An 18,407-nucleotide genomic window follows, 5' to 3' on the forward strand; every position below is an offset into this window, starting at 1 on the left:
GAACTCCTATCATGTGCGCATATAGCGAAAGAAGTTATCCCGCCTGGTCGGATAACTCCGTCCGGCTGTTCGCTACACCGTCGGCCTTCGCCAAGGAATCGTTGTTCTATGTGCAGGAGATCGGATATTTCGAGACGCTCGAACGTTATTTTACAGAAAGGGAACAGCTTGAATCGTATCTTCTTGTATACACCCTAGCCGGAAGCGGGCGATTGACCTACCGGGGCACGACATACCCGTTAATGGCCAAGCAGCTGTTCTTCATCGATTGTATGGATTATCAGCACTATGCAACCGAGCAAGGCCAGTCCTGGGACATGTTATGGGTGCACTTCAATGGCAGCGCAGTCCGTGCCTACTACGAGCAATTCGCATTAAGCTCAGAGCCTGTACTGAAGCTCCAGCCTGACACACCAGTGCCTGCGCTGCTTCGTCAATTGCTAGAGCTGCATGCTCGCAAAAGCTTCCGAACCGAGCTAGTCGGCTCGCAGCTGATTACGGAGCTATTGACCGAGCTGGTCTTGACCGCTCAACAGCTTGAGCTTCCTTATGCGGATATCCCAAGCTACATCGGCGAGATCACGCAGTGGATGGATGAGCATTTCGCGKAAAGGATGTCGCTAACCGAGCTGGCAGCGGAGCATGCGGTCAGCAAATACTATCTGGCCAAACAATTCAAGCGTTATACCGGCTTCTCGCCGAATGAGTACCTCATTAATACTCGGATTACGAGAGCGAAGGAGCTGCTCAAATATTCCGATATGCCGATCGCCGAGATCGCCGTGCAGATTGGCATCGACAATGTCAGCCATTTTATATCGCTGTTCAAAGACCGTGTGGAGCAAACGCCGCTCGTCTACCGCAAAAAATGGCGGCAAAGCTAGGCTATCAAGCTTTATTTGCGCCTATAATCGACATGACTCTCTTTCTTCTCCCAAAGTTTGCGTTGGGCGCGGAATTCCGTATACTTATAGATAGGATGCATACAAGAGCTATTTTACTAATTGGGGTGACGAAGTGGACGATTTGAAGCAAGCATATGAACGCTTGGGGTTGCCGGAATTAGCTCCGAGAGAAGAAGTAGAGAAGCGCTACACGACATTGATGCGCAGAGAACGCTCGCGAGCGCAGCAGCAGGATAGCGGTACGGGAAGCAGCGGCAATGATGAGTTCGCGCTTATCACTGGGGCGTATCGATTCATCCTCGAATACGAGGACCGCAAGACGACCGATGCGTTCAATGAACAGGAATACGGCAAGTACAAGGGCATGGCTGACAAAGCCCAGAAGATGGACCATTTTTGGCGGTATTATAAGTTCCATACGCTCGGCGCCGTCGTAGCCGTCGCACTCATTATTTATGGTGTTATCAGCTTTGTTAACTATCGCGAAGAGAAAGCCTACCTGGCAAGTCTGCCTCCCGTCGATCTTGAAGTATCGTTCATGGGCAACTACTACTTGAATGATACCGCGGAGAAAGAAGAGCCTCTTGAGAAAGCGCTGCTGGCTGCTTTTCCGGAAYGGAAGCGTTTCAAGACGATGCTGACTCCTGTGCCTGCGGACGAAGCGAACCAATATGCGTATATGCAAAAAGCTGTTCTCATGCTGGCAACCGAAAATCCGGATGTCTATGTGATGGACAAAAATATTTTCCAATGGGTAGGCGTTCAAGGGGTGTTGTTGCCGCTTGACGATGCAGCTGAAGGGGAACTGAAGCCGTTGCTCAAGGACGGCCTAGCACAAAAGCTCAAGACAGAGGAAGATACTACCGAACGGATTTACGGCATCGATCTAAGCGCAAGTTCGCTCGTAACGGACCTGCCGCTCTACAAGCAGGATATGATCGTCGGCATTCGCGTCAATGCGAAGAACCCGGACAAGGCGCTGCAATTTATTAAGAAGTATTTGGGGACGGTTAAGTAACGGTATGACCATCCATGAGAAAGAGGCTGTACCCGCGTCATGGCGATGCAGGTGCAGCCTCTTCTCTTCGTCTATCCTAGTGTGAAAATGCAAGTAGTTAGGATCCGATATGCTTCAGCACGATAGACTCAATATGCTGCAGATGGCGCTCCATCCGCTCGGCGGCAAGTTCGGCTTGCTGCTCCTTGACGGCTTCATAGATAGCGGAATGTTCCTCGTACAGCCTTCCGGCGACCTGCTCGTTCGCATACAGCTCGACGCGGCGAATATCGTGGATCGCTGTTTCGATCTTGCCCATGATCGATTCGAACAACCGCGCCATAATCGTATTATGCGTGGCCTTCGCAAGCGTCAGATGGAAGAGCAGATCAAGCCGCTCACCTTCCGCGTCATTGCCCACCGTCGTCTCCATCTGATGAATGATGCCGGCTAACGCCTCAAGATCGTGATTTGTGCGTTTCTTAGCGGCAATGGCTGCGTTCGACACTTCAAGCGACTCGCGCGCTTCGAGCAGCTCCAGCACCGTCTCGCGGTTCATCCGCAGTGACAGGAGCTCAGGAAGCTCTACCTACGCAGGCGCGCTGCGAATGACGCGGCAGCCGCCCCCTTGCCGAATCTCGATCATGCCCATCGCTTTGAGCGCGCTAAGCGCTTCGCGCGTTGTCGAGCGTCCGACGCCGAATTGCTCCGACATCGTTTTCGTTGAAGGCAGCTTGTCGCCAACCTTCAGCTTTCCGTCCATAATGAGTCCCTTGATTTGCTCCGTTATTTCCTCGTAATGATTGCGTTTGGACAACTTCACGACATCCAGCGACGACATGCGCCTACCTCCTGTTTCTTAACCGACTAATAGCGCGTAAACGATTCCCGGACCATGGACACCGATCGTCAGATCATTCTCGATATCTGACGATCGGCTAGGACCGGTAATGAAATGAATGCCGGCAGGAAGCTTCTCGCGCCCTGCCTCATCGAAGGTCTTCAACACTTCGCCCAGCTTCGTCTTCAAGCGCTCTATTGGAATAATAATGACAAGCACGGTCGGCAGCAGGCTGACGGAACGTCCTTTATTCGGCGCGGACAATACGGTTACGGACCCCGTATACGCGACGGCATGGTCGGCGATAACGACGCCGAAGTCGGCTTCTGCCGCCCGTGCCCGCCAATATTGTTCAGGATCGGAATTCCATACCGACACCTTCGCATCCGCAAGCTCGCCTTCGAGATCCAGCGCATCCAGCTCCGGCTGGTTCTGGCGAATGACGTACTTCGCGCTCATCTCCTGCGCCTTGTCAGCGATGAACTGTTTCGCGTCATTCATTGTCTCGAGCCTTGCCACATGTCCGCCAACCGAAACGAAGTTGTCCGTGAACGCCTTAATACGCTCTTCTTCGCTCCACTCGAACGCCTTCCAGAAGTCCGGCGCGCCGCGGAACGGATGCTGAGGCTTCTCGGTCATGCGGGGATGTCCGAGCCGCTGCGAAATGCCGTTCATGAATTGCTCCTGCTTCGTCTTCGATTGCGCTTCCAGCTTGGCGAGCCATTCCTTATGTGCCGATGTATCCGTATTAGCCATGACCATGTCCTCCTCCGCCGTTCTTCTCGTTGTCCTTGCGCTGCTGTACCAGTTTCTCCATACGGCTCTGCATCGCTGGATCCATCGCCTTCAAACCTTGCTTCAATTCCTGATCAAGCGTATCGAAGCGGTCGCGGAACGATTCCTTCGGCAAGCTCGGCGTCACACGATAGGTATTCCAGCCTTTGAGCGGACCAAGCTTCGTCTTGATGACGCCGCTGCGAACGACAAGCTTCTGCCCCAGCTTTCCTAAGCGCAATACGCCGCCAAGGCGGGACGAGTTGCCCATTACGGTTGCAAATCCTTGCATCCCGATCGACTCCAGCTTGCTGCCGTTGCCGCTCTCGACCTTGCGACGCCGCAGGTAGACGAGCATATCATGCAGCGGAATCTTCACAGGGCAGGCTTCATAGCAAGCGCCGCATAAGCTGGATGCGTTCGCGATGTCGTCCCATTCCGCGATATTTTTGTTGAGCGACGGGGTAAGGACCGCACCGATCGGCCCGCTGTACGTGCTTCCGTATGCGTGCCCGCCGATATGGCGATACACGGGACAAGCGTTCAAGCAAGCGCCGCAGCGAATGCAGTTCAGCAGCTCTTGGAACTCAGGGTCGCCGAGCTGCAGCGAGCGTCCGTTATCGACGATAATTATGTGCATTTCATCCGGACCGTCGGCATCTTCCTCGCGGCGCGGACCCGTAATGCCGGACATGTACATCGTCAGCTTCTGTCCCGTAGCCGAGCGAGGAAGCAGCGTCGCCATCACTTCAAGGTCTTCCCAGGATGGAATAATACGCTCCATGCCCATTAGCGTAATCTGTGTCTTCGGAACCGTACTTACCATACGGGCATTTCCTTCGTTCTCGAACAGAACCATCGAGCCGGTCTCGGCAATGGCGAAGTTGCAGCCGGTCATGCCGATGTCTGCTTCGAGAAACTTCTCGCGCAGCTTCTTGCGCACGAAGCCCGCCAGCGCCGTTGTATCCGGCGGCAGCGTGTACCCCGCTTCCTTGGAGAGAAGATCGGCAATTTGGTATCTATTCTTATGAATCGCCGGAATAACGATATGCGACGGCATCTCGCCCGCCAATTGGATAATATATTCGCCAAGGTCGGTCTCAATCGCTTCGACGCCGATCGATTCCAGCGCATGGTTCAGATGCAGCTCCTCGGTAACCATCGACTTGGACTTCACGACCGACTTTGCGTTCGCATGTTCGGCGATGTCCAGTGTCAGCTTGACCGCTTCCTCCGTCGTATTCGCAAAGTGCACATGAACGCCGTTCGCGCGGGCGTTGTTGACGAACAGGTTCAAATAATAGTCGAGATGCGCGATCGTATGCAGCCGAATCTGTTTGCCGCGCTCACGCCACTCTTCCCAGTTGCCATGCTCCTCTGACGCTTTTTTCTTCCCGTTGCGCAGTCGTTCGGTCGTGAACTTCACCGCTTTGCGCAGAAACTCGTCATTCAGCGCCAGCTCCGCCCTTGCCTTTACCGTTGCCCCCGCTTGATGTGCTCCGCTCATGCTTCCTTCACCCCTTCGTACAGCAGCTCGGCGAGATGCATGACCCGCACCGGCTCGTTTCGATATCTCAAGTTGCCAGCAATGTTCATAAGGCATGCCATGTCGAGGCCGACAAGCACCTCTGCTTCCGTCTCAAGTACGTGATCAGCCTTCTCCGTAACCATCGCACCGGAAATGTCCGCCATCTTAACCGCGAACGTTCCGCCGAATCCGCAGCAATCTTCCGCGAATGGAAGCGGCACAAGCTCAAGGCCCTTCACTTGTTTCATAAGCGCCATCGGCTCATCCTTCACGCCGAGTATCCGGCTGCCGTGACACGACGGATGATACGTAACTTTATGCGGGAAAGCGGCACCTACGTCCGTAACCCCAAGCACCTGCACGAGAAACTGCGTGAATTCATAGGACTTGCTCTCCAAGGACTTCGCACGCTTCAGCATCACAGGATCATTCTCGAACAGCTTCGGATAATKATGAATCATGCCTGTGCACGAGCCTGATGGCGAAATAACGAAGTCGCTATCCTCAAAAGCATCCAAAATCGTCTTCGCTGATTCTCTCGCTTCCTTCCAATAGCCGCTGTTGAAAGCCGGCTGCCCGCAGCAGGTCTGTACGGTCGGAAACTGCAGCGATACGCCGTACTTCGCAAGCAGCCGCACCATCGCTTCCCCAACGCGCGGATAAATCGCATCGCTTAAGCAAGTAATAAATAAGGAAACCTTCATTCCGGCACCCCTCTCTTCACATCTAATAATGTCATTATATCAGGTTGTCAGACATGTTGAATATAAAAATGAGCCGTCCGTAGACGGCAAATGGAATAGTTGCGGCGTGACTCTACGCTGCTACACAATCGTTACAGCGATCTGCCGTTCTTCGAGCTGACTGAGCAGCTCGCCTGACAACCGCTTATCGGTAACGATGGTGTCAATATCGCCAAGCTCGGCGACGTTCGTGAAGGCGATGACGCCGAACTTGCTAGAGTCGGCAAGCAAAATGACCTGATCGGCCATGCCGACCATCTTCTGCTTGATCCGAGCCTGCAGCTCATTCGATTCGCTGACGCCGCGCTCCAGATGGACGCCCTTGCACGAAATAAATGCCTTATCCACATGGTATGCATCAAGCGAGCGCTCGGCTAACGGTCCCACATAAGAGAGCGAGCGGGAGGCAAGAATTCCGCCCGTCGAAATGACCTCGATCTTCTCCTTGCCGCTCAGCTCCATCGCTACCTTGATCGAATTCGTCAATACCGTGAGCGGAATATCCGGCATGCTGGCAGCCATGTACCAAGCTGTCGAGCTCGCATCTAGCAATATGCGATCCTTCGGCTGGATTAGCTTCACCGCTGCCTCGGCAATTAGCCGCTTCTCATCGGCATGCGTAATCTCTCGTTCAAAAAAAGGTATCTCCGGCTGCTGATCCTTCACGCTTACCGCACCGCCATGAGAACGGCGGAGCCTGCCGGCTTGCTCCAAACGATCAAGGTCGCGGCGGATCGTTTCCTCCGTCACCTGACAGAGCTCGCTTAGCTCCGTCACTCGAATGCTTCCTCTTTCATTCACTAGCTGTACAATTTTATCGTAGCGTTCCGCGACCAGCATACCGTACCTCTTTCTAACCTATATTTGATGGCAGCCCAAACAGTTGTTTAAGCGACCCCTGTCTTCACAACAAAAGCTTCATAAGCCCGTTCCCAAGCTTCCGACTGCTCCGGCTCGTATTCGTCCACAGGGAACGAATCGCGAATTACCTTGCGCGCTTCCCAAATATCGGTCAGCTTGCCGCCGGCAATCCACTGTACGATCATGTTGCCGATGGCGCTGCCTTCGACCGGACCGGCCCATACCGGCTTGCCGATCGCGTTAGCGGTCCATTGGCAAAGCAATTGATTCTGAATGCCGCCGCCAACCATATGCAGCCCGCCGAATCGATTGCCCGACAGCTTCTCCGTCAGCTCCAACACAAAGCGATATTTCAGCGCCAAGCTCTCCAGCACGCAGCGCGTAATCGCGCCTACGCTCTCAGGTGCTTGCTGCCCCGTACGCTTGCAGTATTCAACGACGCGTGCAGGCATATCGCCAGGAGGCATAAATACGGGATCGTCAGGATCAACGAAAGCCGCGAACGGTTCTGCTTCGCCGGCCAACTTAACTAATTCGGGGAAGGAGAACGATTTTCCTGCACGTTCCCACGCTCTTCTGCATTCCTGCAAAATCCATAGGCCCATAATGTTCTTCAACAAACGATACGTGCCATACGCACCGCCTTCGTTCGTGAAGTTCAGTTGCTCCGACAGCTCGTTAATGACCGGCTCTCCCACTTCCGTACCCATGAGCGACCATGTTCCGCAGCTTAAGTAAGCGAATGAGCGATCGAACGCCGGAACGGCTGCAACAGCCGAACCCGTGTCGTGCTCAGCGACCGCAATAACCGGAACCGGATCAATGCCGAGCTCCTCGCACAAGGATGGGCGCAGCATGCCAACGCCTGTTCCAGGCTGTACAACCTCACCAAACAGATCCGGCGACAATCCAATGGCACGAATAAGCGTCTCATCCCAGCCTCCAGTTAACGGGTTGTACAACTGCGTCGTCGTCGCATTGGAGAACTCATTGTACATTTCGCCAGTCAGGAAATAACGGAGCAGATCCGGGATCATCAAGAAATGTTTCGCTTCCCGCAATAACGGCGAATGAGCTTGCTTAAGCGCGGCAAGCTGATAAATCGTATTAAAAGGCAAAAACTGAATGCCTGTACGTCCGAATATCTCCGAATCGCTTAGCTCCTCGCGAACCTTCTCCATCACGCCGTTCGTATGCGAATCGCGATAGTGATACGGATTGCCAAGCAGCTCGCCGTTCTCGCCGATCAGTCCGAAGTCGACCGCCCATGAATCGATCGCAATGCTGTCCAGCTTAATGCCGCGATGCTTCACAAGCAGCAAGCTTTGTTTCAACTCATGCAGCAGGCGCAAAATATCCCACTGCAGCCGGTCGCCTACCTGCACCGGATCATTGCTGAACCGGTGCAGCTCTTCGACCTCGATCTTGCCATCCTGCAAGCGGCCGAGCAGCGCTCTGCCGCTGCTCGCGCCAAGATCGAATGCGAGTATGGTCACCAGCTCGCACCGCCCTTGCCTCTAGCAAGAATGTCTTTGCCGTAGCTGCTGGCAAGATAAGCCTTCATCGGATCAAGCGGCAAGCCTTGCTCTTCGCGAATCGCGTGAAGCAGCGGCGTAACGTCGAATTCGAACGCTTTGCGAACGGCATCTTCCGCGCCGAGCACATCGTTGCTGTTAGCAGCAGCAGCCACTTCTTCATGGTTAATAAGCAGCGCTTTGGCGAAGTTCGTCTGAACATTGAGCACGGAACGCAGCATAGCCGGGATCTTCTGCTCGATGTTATGCGACTGGTCGATCATGTACGCGATATTCTCTACGTTGCTGCGAATAGCCGCATCATCGTCGCCTGCTGCATTCAAGATTTGATAGAAGATCAAGAACAGCTCGTATGGATTGACCGTGCCGACGATCAGATCATCGTCCGCGTATTTGCGGCTGTTGAAGTGGAAACCGCCAAGACGTTTCTCGTCCAGCAAGTAAGCCACGATATGTTCAATGTTCGCGCCAGGCAGATGGTGGCCCGTATCGACGAGTACTTCCGCTTGAGGTCCAAGCTTAAGCGCCATGTTGTACGCCATGCCCCAATCCGCAAGATCGGTATGGTAGAATGCAGGCTCGAAGCATTTGTATTCGATCAGCATGCGCATCTCTGGCGTCATTGCGCCGTACATTTCGGCAAGCGCTTCGTACATCCAGCCTTTGCGCTTGCGAATGTCGCCTTGGCCTGGGTAGTTCGTGCCGTCAGCGAACCATAGGCTAATATCGCGCGAGCCCGTTTCTTTCGCAATATCAACGCATTCGAGCAAGTGGTTCGTTGCTTTGCGACGGATAGCCGGGTCGGCATTCGTTACGCTGCCAAGCATGTAGTCGTCTTCTTGGAACAAGTTCGGATTGATGGCACCAATTTTAAGGCCGAGGCTCTCCGCATGGCTTCTCAGCTTGCTGTAATCATCAACCTTATCCCAAGGAATATGGATGGCAACCGATGGAGCAAGACCTGTCAGTTTATGAACCTGTGCGGCGTCGTCGAACTTCTCGAACGGATTGCGGGGAACGCCGACTTTTTGGAAGTTTTTGAACCGCGTACCCGAATCTCCGTACCCCCAAGATGGCGTCTCGATTTTGAGCGCTTTCAATTTGGACTTTACGTCCTCCAGGTTAATTCCTCTAGCTTGCTGTTGCTCTGCAAATAGTGCATATGCACGATCGGACATGGTGAACACCCTTTCAATATAAAATATAGTGATTTATGACTTCAAAGGATAAGCAATCGTCGACATAAGCGTGTTCTCCGCTTGCGTCGAATCGAGTCTGCTGTATTGGACAATGATTGGAATATCGCTTAGAACCTCGATCGCGTATGGAACGCCAACKGGGATACCCTCATCGTTCTTCACTAATGAGCTCGTACGAATATGCTTCGTACGTCTGCCTGGCACGACGACCAGGATGTCTTCAATAGGTTCGCGGTCTTCGAAAAATATCGTAAACCGGATAAGCGCCTCTTCCGAGGAGCAATTCAGGACGCACACCGATTCGTGGCTCGTAAGCGCACCCGTGCTGTCCGGCGGTATGAATCCGTCAGGTATGAACCAATGCTTCTCTCCACGCGCTTGATACATGGTTAAAGTGCCCTCCTTGAAGCAGCAAACAGCAAGCGCCGCCGCCGAAGGCGACGCTCTTCTCTGCTGCCCTGTTTATGCTTTCCCTATTGGATTAACGCGTGAACGCTGCAGGTACGCCGCCGTCGATTGTCAGCATGCAGCCCGTCGTTTTGTCCGCTTTGGATGAAGCGAAGAACGCGATGCCTTCCGCAATATCACGCGGGTAGATATTCACAAGCAATGTCGTGCGCTTGCGGTAGTATTCTTCCAACTGATCAGGCTCGATGCCGTAAGCGGCAGCCCGCTCATTGCGCCAGCTTCCGTTCCAGATCGCCGAGCCTTGCAGGATCGCATCCGGCAGAATCGTGTTGACGCGAATGCCGAACTCGCCGCCTTCCGCTGCGATGCAGCGCGCAAGATGCGCTTCAAGCGCTTTGGCCGCGCTGTACGCCGAAGCGTTTTTGCCTGCATAAACCGAGTTTTTCGAACCGATGAATACCATGTTGCCGCCGATTGCCTGCTGTTTCATTAGCTTGAACGCTTCGCGGGCAACAAGGAAGTAGCCCGTGCCAAGCACGTTCATATTCAAATTCCATTCCTTAAGCGACGTTTCGTCGAACGGACTGGAAGTTGCAAGCCCTGCATTATTGACGATAATGTCAACGCCGCCGTAAGCAATCGCCGTTTCCGCGTAAGCCGCAGTAACCTGCTCCTCGCTCGTTACATCCATTTTAACCGCAATCGCACGGTTCTCACCATACTTGGCGTTAATCTCGTCAGCAACCTTCTGAGCTCCTTCAAGGTTAAGGTCGGCAAGCACCACATGGGCGCCTTCAGATACGAGACGGCGAGCTGTCTCGCTGCCGATGCCGCCAGCACCGCCAGTAATGAAAGCAACCTTGCGGGAGAATTCGGCTTCTGCCGGAGCAAGCGACAGCTTATAAAGCTCAAGCGGCCAGTACTCCACGTTGTAAGACTCGTTCTCGCTAAGCGATACGAAGTCCCCAAGTGCAGTTGCTCCGCGCATAACCGCAATCGCACGGTGGTAAAGAGCACCGCTGACTTTGGACATGGCCCAGCTCTTGCCTGTGTTGATCATCCCGATACCTGGAATGAGAATAACGCGCGGCGCTGCTTCGAACATGACGTCGCCTTCGTTTTTGTTCCGTTCGAAGTAAGCTTGGTATTGCTCTTTATAGGAAGCGATGCCTTCGATCAGCTTCGCTTTCAGTCCTTCGATATCGTCCGCGTTAGGCGTCCAGTCGATGAAGAGCGGAACAACCTTCGTATGAACAAGGTGATCCGGGCAAGCTGCGCCTACTTGGGACAGCTTCGGCGAAGCTTCGCCGCTAACGAATGCCAGCACGTCCGCTTCGTCGTCGTACGACAGGATCATTTTCTTAGCGTCGCTTACCGCACCGCGAATCGTTGGCATTACACTAGCTGCAACGCTGCGGCGAACTTCGGCTGCTAGCACTTCATGCTTCGCGCCGCCGAACAACTTCGCTTCATTTACGCGTGCTTCAATGAATGCTTCCGCTTCGGAGATGATCTTGATCGTCTGTGCATAACACTCTTCCGACGTTTCGCCCCAAGTAACAAGACCATGCTTCTCCATAAGCACGAGCTCGGCGTTCGGGTTGGCAAGGACGCCTTCCGCGATCATTTTCGACAGGTTGAAGCCTGGACGAACATAAGGAACCCATACAAAACGGTCGCCGAAAATTTCCTTAGCAAGCTCCTTGCCGTTATCCGCGCAGCATAGGCTGATAATCGAATCCGGATGCGTATGATCGACATGTTTGAAAGGCAGGAATGCGTGCAGCAAAGTCTCGATCGAAGCGCGTGGATGTTTAGAATCGATCATGCAATTAACGAGATAAGCGACCATTTCCTCATCCGGCATTTCGGAGCGCTCGAACAACGGACGAATATCGTCCATGCGAAGACCTGTGAAATTGCCCGCTTTCATCGTTGCAAGGTCAGAGCCGCTGCCCTTCACGTACATGACTTCTACTTCGCGTCCGCGGAAGTCCTTAACGATTGTTTTCGTCGACGTATTGCCGCCGCCATAATTGCATACGCGGCGATCCGCGCCGATAATGTTGGAGCGATAAACGAGTTGATCAAGTCCGCTTTCAAACTTCGAAGCTTCTGCTGAATCCCACAAACTTTGTACCATGGATATACCTCCGAATAATGTTTTGTTTTTGTTTGTTTTGATAATATCATATTTGTTTGTTTTTGAATACACCTATTTCAAACAAAAACAGAAACCTCTTTTTCTTTGTTTCCATCGTCACCCACTGGATCCGACAGCATATTACCTAAGCTACTTCTTACTTACAATCTCAGCCAGCCGCTACCTCACCGCGCCAACGTATGGTGCTATGTTCAATAGTGAGAGACAAGAAATACCTGTATAAAGAAAAAAGAAAAAAAAGCCCTCGTCTATGACGAGGGCCCAACCACTAATTATTATTGTTGATCAGCTTCCAACACCCTTACTTGAATTGGAGGCAGGTTTTGCTCGATAAGCTCGCGGTGCTCCTCGAACCATTCAGGAAGCATAATTTTTTCGCCCAAAACCTCTGGCGCTTCGTCACGAGCGAAGCCTGGAGGATCCGTTGCAATCTCGAACAAGATGCCGCCTTCTTCGCGGAAGTAGATCGCATTGAAGTATTGACGGTCGACGATCGGTGTTGGACGGTAGCCGCTTGCTTCAACGTGGCTTCTCCAAGCCGCATGCTCGGCGTCGTCTTTCGCGCGCCATGCGATATGGTGGACCGTACCTGCGCCGCCGGCGCCGTAATCCATCGGAGTCACGTTCACATCAATAATGTTGCCGATATCGCCATATGATTTGAACCGTGCATATGCGCCCTCTTGCCCGATTTTCTCAAGCCCCATCACTTGCTCCAGCAGTTGTGCGGTTTTGTCAGGAGCCGTACTGAATAGGACGGCACCGCCGAAGCCTTTGATCGCGTTATCTACCGACACGCCGCCGAAAGCCCAAGTGCTTTTCGCGCCTTCCGCGCGCTCTACGATTTCGATTTTCAGACCGTCGCGGTCTTCGAATCTGAGGTACGTTTCGCCGAAGCGCTGCGTTGTCTCGAACGGTACGCTGAATTGCGATAGACGGTCCGACCAAAAGGATAAGCTGCCTACAGGCACCGCATAAGTCGTGAATCCGACTTGGCCGCCTCCGACACGTCCTTTGCGCGAGTTTTCGGATGGGAAGAACGTAATGATCGTGCCCGGTCCGCCTGATTCATTGCCGAAGTACAGATGGTACACTTCCGGCGCATCGAAGTTGATCGTTTTTTTGACCAGACGAAGTCCGAGAATACCCGCATAAAAATCTACCGTTTCTTGCGCGCTGCGTACGAAAGCTGTTACATGGTGAATACCTGCTGTTTGTTGGTTTGTCATTGTCATCCATCTCCTTGGTTTATATAAAATTATAATTAACTTGTTCATGCCTATATTTTCGATGTCTTAAAATTAAGATATTGCTATGAGAGAAAAGCAGCCATCGCTTTCGCTTACGAGCAACGACTACTTGAAGCCATCCTGCGCGTACTTCCCAAGCTTCTTCAATAATTGACCCGCAGCTTTCTTCTCTTCCTCCGTCAAACCGGCTACCGCTTGCTCGATCACCTTCGTATGCTGAGGAAAAACCTCTTCCATGAACGTTCTGCCCGCATCCGTTATTTCCGCAAGAATGAGCCGGCGATCCCTCGGCGAGGGGTTGCGTTTCACGAACTGCTTCTTCTCGAGCTTATCAACCACATAGGTGATGTTGCCGCTGCTCATTAATACTTTGGTGCCGATCTGCTGAATGGGCTGAGCGCCTTTATGATACAGCAGCTCCAGAACGCCGAACTCCGTCCGGTTCAATCCGTGGCTTCTAATATCACGATCGGCATGTGCGTTCACCCACTCGCTCGCTCTTGAAAGAGCAATGTAGAGGTCAAGAGATTCGTTTTTTGTTGTGCTCATCTTACTCACCTCATTCATTTAATTTCTCAATTTCATTTATCTTGATTTAAAGATACTTTAATTTAATGTATTTGTCAACAGTCTCAATCGATATGTTTTTCCAAGCCTATTTTAAAATAGAAAAAACGCCCCCTTAGCAGCGGAGCGTAACTTCAATGTCTTGATTGTAATTGCCGAAGCCTTTGCCGAACAGCGTGACGCCGCCGCAGTTTTTGGCCGTTTCGCTGCAGGAGATGCGGAACAAGATTTCCTTATCATAAGCAAGCGCAAGTTGCTCGATCGTTACGTTCGATACCTGAACCCCGTCGATGAACGACCCTTGCTTATTAATGCGAATCGTTTTCATGAGCCCATGCTGAATGTTCTTATGCCACCATTCCGGTGTGTACAGCCCTCTCGAATTACCGAAGTCGCCCGGATACGTCCACGTTCCAATTCCAATTCCGTTAATCGTAAAATATATATCCGACGGCAGGTGGTTGACCGTGCACGGAGTCTCCGAGCAAATTTCCATCGCGATTTCCAGCGATTCGGGCGTTTCCGTATTAACCATATAATTAGGTATGCGATATTCAACAAACCCCGAGCCGAACCAGATCACTTTCGCCTGCACATGCTCCGGATCTGCAAAATAACGCGGGTCGTCGCACATTCCAATCATGGACGTATCGGAGGCTAGTCCGCAGGTTGGCTTGATCTGATAGGAAGAGTAATGGCCAACCGGAAGCGAAACAAAATAACGGTTGCTCTGAACGGGCTGAAGCTGGGCTGGCGCTCCCGGGAAAAGCAGCATCGCATGCGATAGCTGCAAATAACAAATCTTCTGCATCCCCCGCTTGCCCGCCGCCGTCTCGCAGCCAACGATCCCTGCTTCCTCCAGCATATGAATATGTCTCGTTACGATAGGAGACTTTATGTCTAGCGCCTCCGACAAGCTCTTAATATTCATGGGCTGCACGCCAAGCAGCTCGATCATTTTTACTCGCGTATGCGATGAGAAACATTCAAGAAACTTCATATTTCGGCTGCTTACTTCGATTTCCATAGCCGCTGATCCCCTTTTTACGTTAAGCTGCTCGAGCAGTATTCGGCTCTCATTATATAACTTTAAAGTTAACGTATCAATAGCTTCTTTCGGCTCACTTGACATTGTTTCACGCGCTATACTAAAATAAACGGCGTAAACATAACTTTCACGATAATTAGTTGCTTTTAAAGTTATCTATTTGACTATTGGAGGTAAACCATGAACGCATTCCAATTTTATAATCCGACGCACATCGTTTTCGGTGAAGGCACGGCGGACCGTGTAGGCGAACTTACGGCTCGCTACGGCAAGACGGTACTGCTTGTGTATGGATCTGGCAGCGTTAAGAAGACGGGCTTGCTTGACCGGACGTTAGGGAGCTTGGCCGAAGCAGGCATTACGGTACACGAACTGCCGAATATCGAGCCGAACCCGCGACTTACAACGGTGAACAAAGGTATCTCCATCTGCCGCGAGCACGGCGTTGATTTCATTCTTGCCGTAGGCGGCGGCAGCGTCATTGATGCAGCTAAAGCAATTGCGGCAGGCACGCTTTACGAAGGCGACGTTTGGGACTTCTACACGCGCAAAGCCGTCGTGCAGCAAGCTCTTCCGCTAGGTACGATTCTAACACTCTCCGCAACCGGATCAGAGATGAACGGCGGTACGGTCGTGACCAATTGGGAAGAAAAGCAGAAGCAATCGTTCGTGAGCCCGCATACATATCCGAAGTTTTCCATCCTTGATCCTACGCTGACGTATACCGTGCCGCGTAATCATACCGTATATGGATCGGTTGATATTATGTCGCATGTATTCGAGCAATACTTCAGCTTAACGCCGAACACGCCTCTCCAAGAGCGCTTCTGCGAATCGATTTTGCAGACGGTTATCGAGAATGTCCAGATCGCTATTGAGAAACCCGATGATGCAGCCGCTCGCGCGAACTTAATGTGGTGCGGCACGATGGCGCTTAACGGCGGGCAGATCAGCGTCGGCATGGCGAATGACTGGGCGTCGCACGGCATCGAGCATGAAGTGAGCGCGATCTATGACATTCCGCATGGCGCAGGGCTTGCGGTTATTTTCCCTAACTGGATGAAGTACGTGTATAAGCAGCGTGTCGACMGTTTCGTACAATACGCTCAGCGCATTTGGGGCATTACGGGCGAAGGAATGACCGACGATGAAATCGCGCTTGCGGGTATTCAGGCGACTCGCGATTTCTTTACGCAGATCGGCGCGGAGTCAAGACTTGCTGACTTTGGTATCGGCGAAGAAAATCTCGACCGCATGGCAGAGGAAGCCGTACAATACGGCAATATTGGTTCATTTAAGTCGCTTGGCAAAGACGATGTGCGCGCCATTCTGGCCTTGTCGCTTTAATTAGACCTAACCTTTTCATTATTCCAAGTACGGGAGGAAACACAAATGACGCAACCATTTACACAATCAACAACACTTAGCAACGGTGTGACAATGCCATGGCTCGGTTTAGGCGTTTGGAAAGTTAAGGATGACGGCGAAGCAGAAAGAACAGTCGCCTCGGCACTCGAGCTTGGATACAGAAGTATCGATACCGCAGCTGCCTATAATAATGAAGAAGGTGTTGGCGCCGCGATCCGCAACAGCGACATTGCACGCGACGAGATTTTTGTAACGACGAAGATTTGGAATGCTAATCAAGGGTATGACACGACGTTAGCCGCTTTCGAGGAAAGCCGTCGCAAGCTGGGGCTTGAAGTCATCGACCTGCTTCTGATCCACTGGCCGGTTAAAGGCAAATATACAGAAACATGGCGCGCGCTTGAGAAGCTGTACAACGACGGTGCGGTTCGCGCAATCGGCGTCAGCAACTTCCAAATTCATCATTTGAAAGACATCGAAGCTTCAGGCTCCATAACGCCGATGGTCAATCAAGTCGAATACCATCCGCTGCTTAGCCAAACCGAGCTTCGCGCCTACTGTGAGAGCAAAGGCATACAGCTTGAAGCTTGGAGCCCGCTTATGCAAGGCAATCTTGATCAAAGCGTGCTAGCCGACCTCGGCGCAAAACATGGCAAATCGGCAGCTCAAATCGTGCTTCGCTGGGATCTTCAGAACAAAGTCGTTACGATCCCGAAATCGACGAACCCGGTGCGCATGCAAGAGAACGCGGCTATCTTCGACTTCGAGCTGTCGGCTGACGATATGGCCCTAATTAACGAATTGAACCGCAATCAACGCTTCGGCCCTGATCCGGACAACTTTAACTTCTAAACGCAATTGAACAAAAGAAGAGCGGCCGCCAGGGAAGCGCAGCYGCTCTTCTTCTATTATTATCGCTTGTGCTTGGAAAGTATCAAAGCATTGCCGAACGGGTCCTTCAGGTCGAGGAAATACGCAAAGCCTTCATCACGCACCGCACCTGTCTCAGCGCCAGCAGACTCAAGGCGTTGTTTCAGCTTTTCCAAATCCATTTTGGTTCGGTAGAATACCGGCGATACTTGCCACGCATAATCCTCAACCTCCTCACCTGCCGACATAATCAGATCAGGCCCTTTGTATAAGCTTAATATATAGAAGTTCTCATCAGGACCGCCTGCATGTTTCTTGAATCCAAGGTTGTTGATATACCACTCAGCCGCCTCATGAATACGATTCCGCTGAACGATCATCTGTATGTCTTCCAAGTACTCGAGTACTCTCTGCTCCTGCAGCTCATCATCCAGCAGCTCCGGCGTCTCTGCCGGTTCCCAGCCGTTCTCCAACAATAGCTCATTCACTTCGTCAGGTGTCAGCGGCCTGTCGTACATCCTTAAGTCGTCGATCTTGCCTTGGAAAAAGAAATACGGCTCATCGGTCGATTTTCTTCCGATGTATAACGCCTCTTCGCCATCCGGCTTCAGCCTGCCCTGCTCTTCGCTGACAAGTTGTCCGTTGCGATATAATCTGAAATGGCTGCCGTCATACGTTATAGCTAGATGATACCAGAAGTTGCAATGAATCGGACCTTCCGCATACGGCTCGGGATAGGACATGAAGCGGTGAAAAGTAATGCTCGCATCAAGCGTGCTAAGCTGGAATACCCGGCGTGCATGATGGCCATCCTGCGACACGATCGCGCTATGCCAGCCTTCGAACTTTGTGGTTGATCCAAAGCTGCACCATACCGACAGCGAGAATCCCTCTTCATTCAAAAGAGGCGCCGGCTGGGCAACGATATAATCATCCTTGCCATCGAACGCATACGCGTTATTCGGCCTTCCGAACCGATCCTCGCACAATGTCGCTCCTTTCACGATGGCGTGCCGACCTTGACCACTGCTGTCCTTTGCATATCCTTGGAACAAATACTCCGCGATCAGCCCTTTGCGCAGATCCGCATTCCGGAAGCTGCGGCCGAACAACTCATCAAGCGAGACCTTGAATGCGTCTGAGAGCTGCGGCAGCAACGAGACATCAGGGCAGGATAACCCGTTCTCCCATTTGCTGACCGCTTGATACGTAACCCCCATCCGCTGCGCCAATTGCTCCTGCGTCATGCCATTTTGCTTGCGAAGCTTGCTAATCCGCTCGCTAATATTTTTTGAGTAATCCACGCCCATTCCCCCGCCTCGATCAAATGTCAACTTTAGTGCTTGATT

18 protein-coding genes are annotated in these 18,407 nt (G+C 52.2%); 4 read left to right on the forward strand and 14 right to left on the reverse strand.

The window, feature by feature from the left end; all coding sequences use genetic code 11:
* Positions 1–11 precede the first annotated feature (11 nt).
* Both AC1DF0_RS15855 and AC1DF0_RS15860 read left to right on the forward strand, forming a co-directional pair.
* Positions 12–884 (forward strand): helix-turn-helix domain-containing protein, encoded by an 873-nt coding sequence (locus AC1DF0_RS15855; RefSeq protein WP_477574572.1) that lies wholly within the window; start codon positions 12–14, stop codon positions 882–884.
* A gap of 133 nt (positions 885–1,017) precedes the next feature.
* Positions 1,018–1,923, forward strand: coding sequence for a J domain-containing protein (locus AC1DF0_RS15860; RefSeq protein WP_477574573.1), 906 nt, complete (start codon positions 1,018–1,020; stop codon positions 1,921–1,923).
* Positions 1,924–2,020: 97 nt separating this feature from the next.
* On the opposite strand, the gene AC1DF0_RS15865 is transcribed toward AC1DF0_RS15860, so the two are convergent.
* The 13 genes from AC1DF0_RS15865 to AC1DF0_RS15925 all read right to left on the reverse strand — a co-directional run bounded on the left by AC1DF0_RS15865 (position 2,021) and on the right by AC1DF0_RS15925 (position 14,799).
* Positions 2,021–2,461: a FadR/GntR family transcriptional regulator gene (locus tag AC1DF0_RS15865; protein WP_477574574.1), complete on the reverse strand. Its 441-nt coding sequence runs from the start codon at positions 2,459–2,461 to the stop codon at positions 2,021–2,023.
* Positions 2,462–2,491: 30 nt separating this feature from the next.
* Positions 2,492–2,743, reverse strand: a complete 252-nt coding sequence (locus AC1DF0_RS15870; RefSeq protein ID WP_477574575.1) for a FadR/GntR family transcriptional regulator — start codon at positions 2,741–2,743, stop codon at positions 2,492–2,494.
* A gap of 18 nt (positions 2,744–2,761) precedes the next feature.
* Complete coding sequence (locus AC1DF0_RS15875; RefSeq protein WP_477574576.1) at positions 2,762–3,499, reverse strand: LutC/YkgG family protein; 738 nt, start codon at positions 3,497–3,499, stop codon at positions 2,762–2,764.
* Positions 3,492–5,024, reverse strand: a complete 1,533-nt coding sequence (locus AC1DF0_RS15880; protein WP_477574577.1) for a LutB/LldF family L-lactate oxidation iron-sulfur protein — start codon at positions 5,022–5,024, stop codon at positions 3,492–3,494. The genes AC1DF0_RS15875 and AC1DF0_RS15880 overlap by 8 nt, the downstream gene beginning before the upstream one ends.
* Positions 5,021–5,749 (reverse strand): (Fe-S)-binding protein, encoded by a 729-nt coding sequence (locus tag AC1DF0_RS15885; RefSeq protein WP_477574578.1) that lies wholly within the window; start codon positions 5,747–5,749, stop codon positions 5,021–5,023. Before AC1DF0_RS15885 ends, AC1DF0_RS15880 begins: the two co-directional genes overlap by 4 nt.
* A gap of 120 nt (positions 5,750–5,869) precedes the next feature.
* Positions 5,870–6,628 carry a DeoR family transcriptional regulator gene (locus AC1DF0_RS15890; RefSeq protein ID WP_475821341.1) on the reverse strand — a complete coding sequence of 253 codons (759 nt, stop codon included), beginning with the start codon at positions 6,626–6,628 and terminating at the stop codon, positions 5,870–5,872.
* A gap of 47 nt (positions 6,629–6,675) precedes the next feature.
* Positions 6,676–8,145: a rhamnulokinase gene (locus AC1DF0_RS15895; protein ID WP_442050590.1), complete on the reverse strand. Its 1,470-nt coding sequence runs from the start codon at positions 8,143–8,145 to the stop codon at positions 6,676–6,678.
* Complete coding sequence (gene rhaI / locus AC1DF0_RS15900) at positions 8,142–9,362, reverse strand: L-rhamnose isomerase (RefSeq protein ID WP_442050591.1); 1,221 nt, start codon at positions 9,360–9,362, stop codon at positions 8,142–8,144. Before rhaI ends, AC1DF0_RS15895 begins: the two co-directional genes overlap by 4 nt.
* A gap of 33 nt (positions 9,363–9,395) precedes the next feature.
* Positions 9,396–9,770 (reverse strand): sensory rhodopsin transducer, encoded by a 375-nt coding sequence (locus AC1DF0_RS15905; protein WP_442050592.1) that lies wholly within the window; start codon positions 9,768–9,770, stop codon positions 9,396–9,398.
* A 94-nt stretch (positions 9,771–9,864) separates the two neighbouring features.
* Positions 9,865–11,934, reverse strand: a complete 2,070-nt coding sequence (locus AC1DF0_RS15910) for a bifunctional aldolase/short-chain dehydrogenase (protein ID WP_477574579.1) — start codon at positions 11,932–11,934, stop codon at positions 9,865–9,867.
* Between the two features lie 296 nt (positions 11,935–12,230).
* The gene (locus AC1DF0_RS15915; RefSeq protein WP_477574580.1) at positions 12,231–13,184 is read right to left on the reverse strand and encodes a ring-cleaving dioxygenase; all 954 of its coding nucleotides are present in this window, start codon (positions 13,182–13,184) and stop codon (positions 12,231–12,233) included.
* A 126-nt stretch (positions 13,185–13,310) separates the two neighbouring features.
* Complete coding sequence (locus AC1DF0_RS15920; RefSeq protein ID WP_442050595.1) at positions 13,311–13,754, reverse strand: MarR family winged helix-turn-helix transcriptional regulator; 444 nt, start codon at positions 13,752–13,754, stop codon at positions 13,311–13,313.
* A gap of 133 nt (positions 13,755–13,887) precedes the next feature.
* Positions 13,888–14,799, reverse strand: a complete 912-nt coding sequence (locus tag AC1DF0_RS15925; RefSeq protein ID WP_477574581.1) for an ArsR/SmtB family transcription factor — start codon at positions 14,797–14,799, stop codon at positions 13,888–13,890.
* A gap of 201 nt (positions 14,800–15,000) precedes the next feature.
* On the opposite strand from AC1DF0_RS15925, the gene AC1DF0_RS15930 reads away from it, so the two are divergent.
* Complete coding sequence (locus AC1DF0_RS15930; RefSeq protein ID WP_477574582.1) at positions 15,001–16,167, forward strand: iron-containing alcohol dehydrogenase; 1,167 nt, start codon at positions 15,001–15,003, stop codon at positions 16,165–16,167.
* Positions 16,168–16,212: 45 nt separating this feature from the next.
* Entirely contained in the window at positions 16,213–17,040 is an 828-nt protein-coding gene (locus AC1DF0_RS15935) for an aldo/keto reductase (RefSeq protein WP_477574583.1), read from the forward strand.
* A gap of 59 nt (positions 17,041–17,099) precedes the next feature.
* Here the strand turns inward: AC1DF0_RS15935 and AC1DF0_RS15940 are convergent, their stop codons facing one another.
* Positions 17,100–18,362 carry a LamG-like jellyroll fold domain-containing protein gene (locus tag AC1DF0_RS15940; protein ID WP_477574584.1) on the reverse strand — a complete coding sequence of 421 codons (1,263 nt, stop codon included), beginning with the start codon at positions 18,360–18,362 and terminating at the stop codon, positions 17,100–17,102.
* Positions 18,363–18,407: the final 45 nt, after the last annotated feature.

This window comes from Paenibacillus sp. 05T425 (assembly GCF_056396205.1).

Coding starts and splice junctions, on each gene's coding strand:
- AC1DF0_RS15865 (WP_477574574.1), bottom strand. CDS start 2,461: ATGAACCGCGAGACGGTGCTGGAGCTGCTCGAAGCGCGCGAGTCGCTT.
- AC1DF0_RS15870 (WP_477574575.1), bottom strand. CDS start 2,743: ATGTCGTCGCTGGATGTCGTGAAGTTGTCCAAACGCAATCATTACGAG.
- AC1DF0_RS15875 (WP_477574576.1), bottom strand. CDS start 3,499: ATGGCTAATACGGATACATCGGCACATAAGGAATGGCTCGCCAAGCTG.
- AC1DF0_RS15880 (WP_477574577.1), bottom strand. CDS start 5,024: ATGAGCGGAGCACATCAAGCGGGGGCAACGGTAAAGGCAAGGGCGGAG.
- AC1DF0_RS15890 (WP_475821341.1), bottom strand. CDS start 6,628: ATGCTGGTCGCGGAACGCTACGATAAAATTGTACAGCTAGTGAATGAA.
- rhaI (WP_442050591.1), bottom strand. CDS start 9,362: ATGTCCGATCGTGCATATGCACTATTTGCAGAGCAACAGCAAGCTAGA.
- AC1DF0_RS15910 (WP_477574579.1), bottom strand. CDS start 11,934: ATGGTACAAAGTTTGTGGGATTCAGCAGAAGCTTCGAAGTTTGAAAGC.
- AC1DF0_RS15915 (WP_477574580.1), bottom strand. CDS start 13,184: ATGACAAACCAACAAACAGCAGGTATTCACCATGTAACAGCTTTCGTA.
- AC1DF0_RS15920 (WP_442050595.1), bottom strand. CDS start 13,754: ATGAGCACAACAAAAAACGAATCTCTTGACCTCTACATTGCTCTTTCA.
- AC1DF0_RS15925 (WP_477574581.1), bottom strand. CDS start 14,799: ATGGAAATCGAAGTAAGCAGCCGAAATATGAAGTTTCTTGAATGTTTC.
- AC1DF0_RS15935 (WP_477574583.1), top strand. CDS start 16,213: ATGACGCAACCATTTACACAATCAACAACACTTAGCAACGGTGTGACA.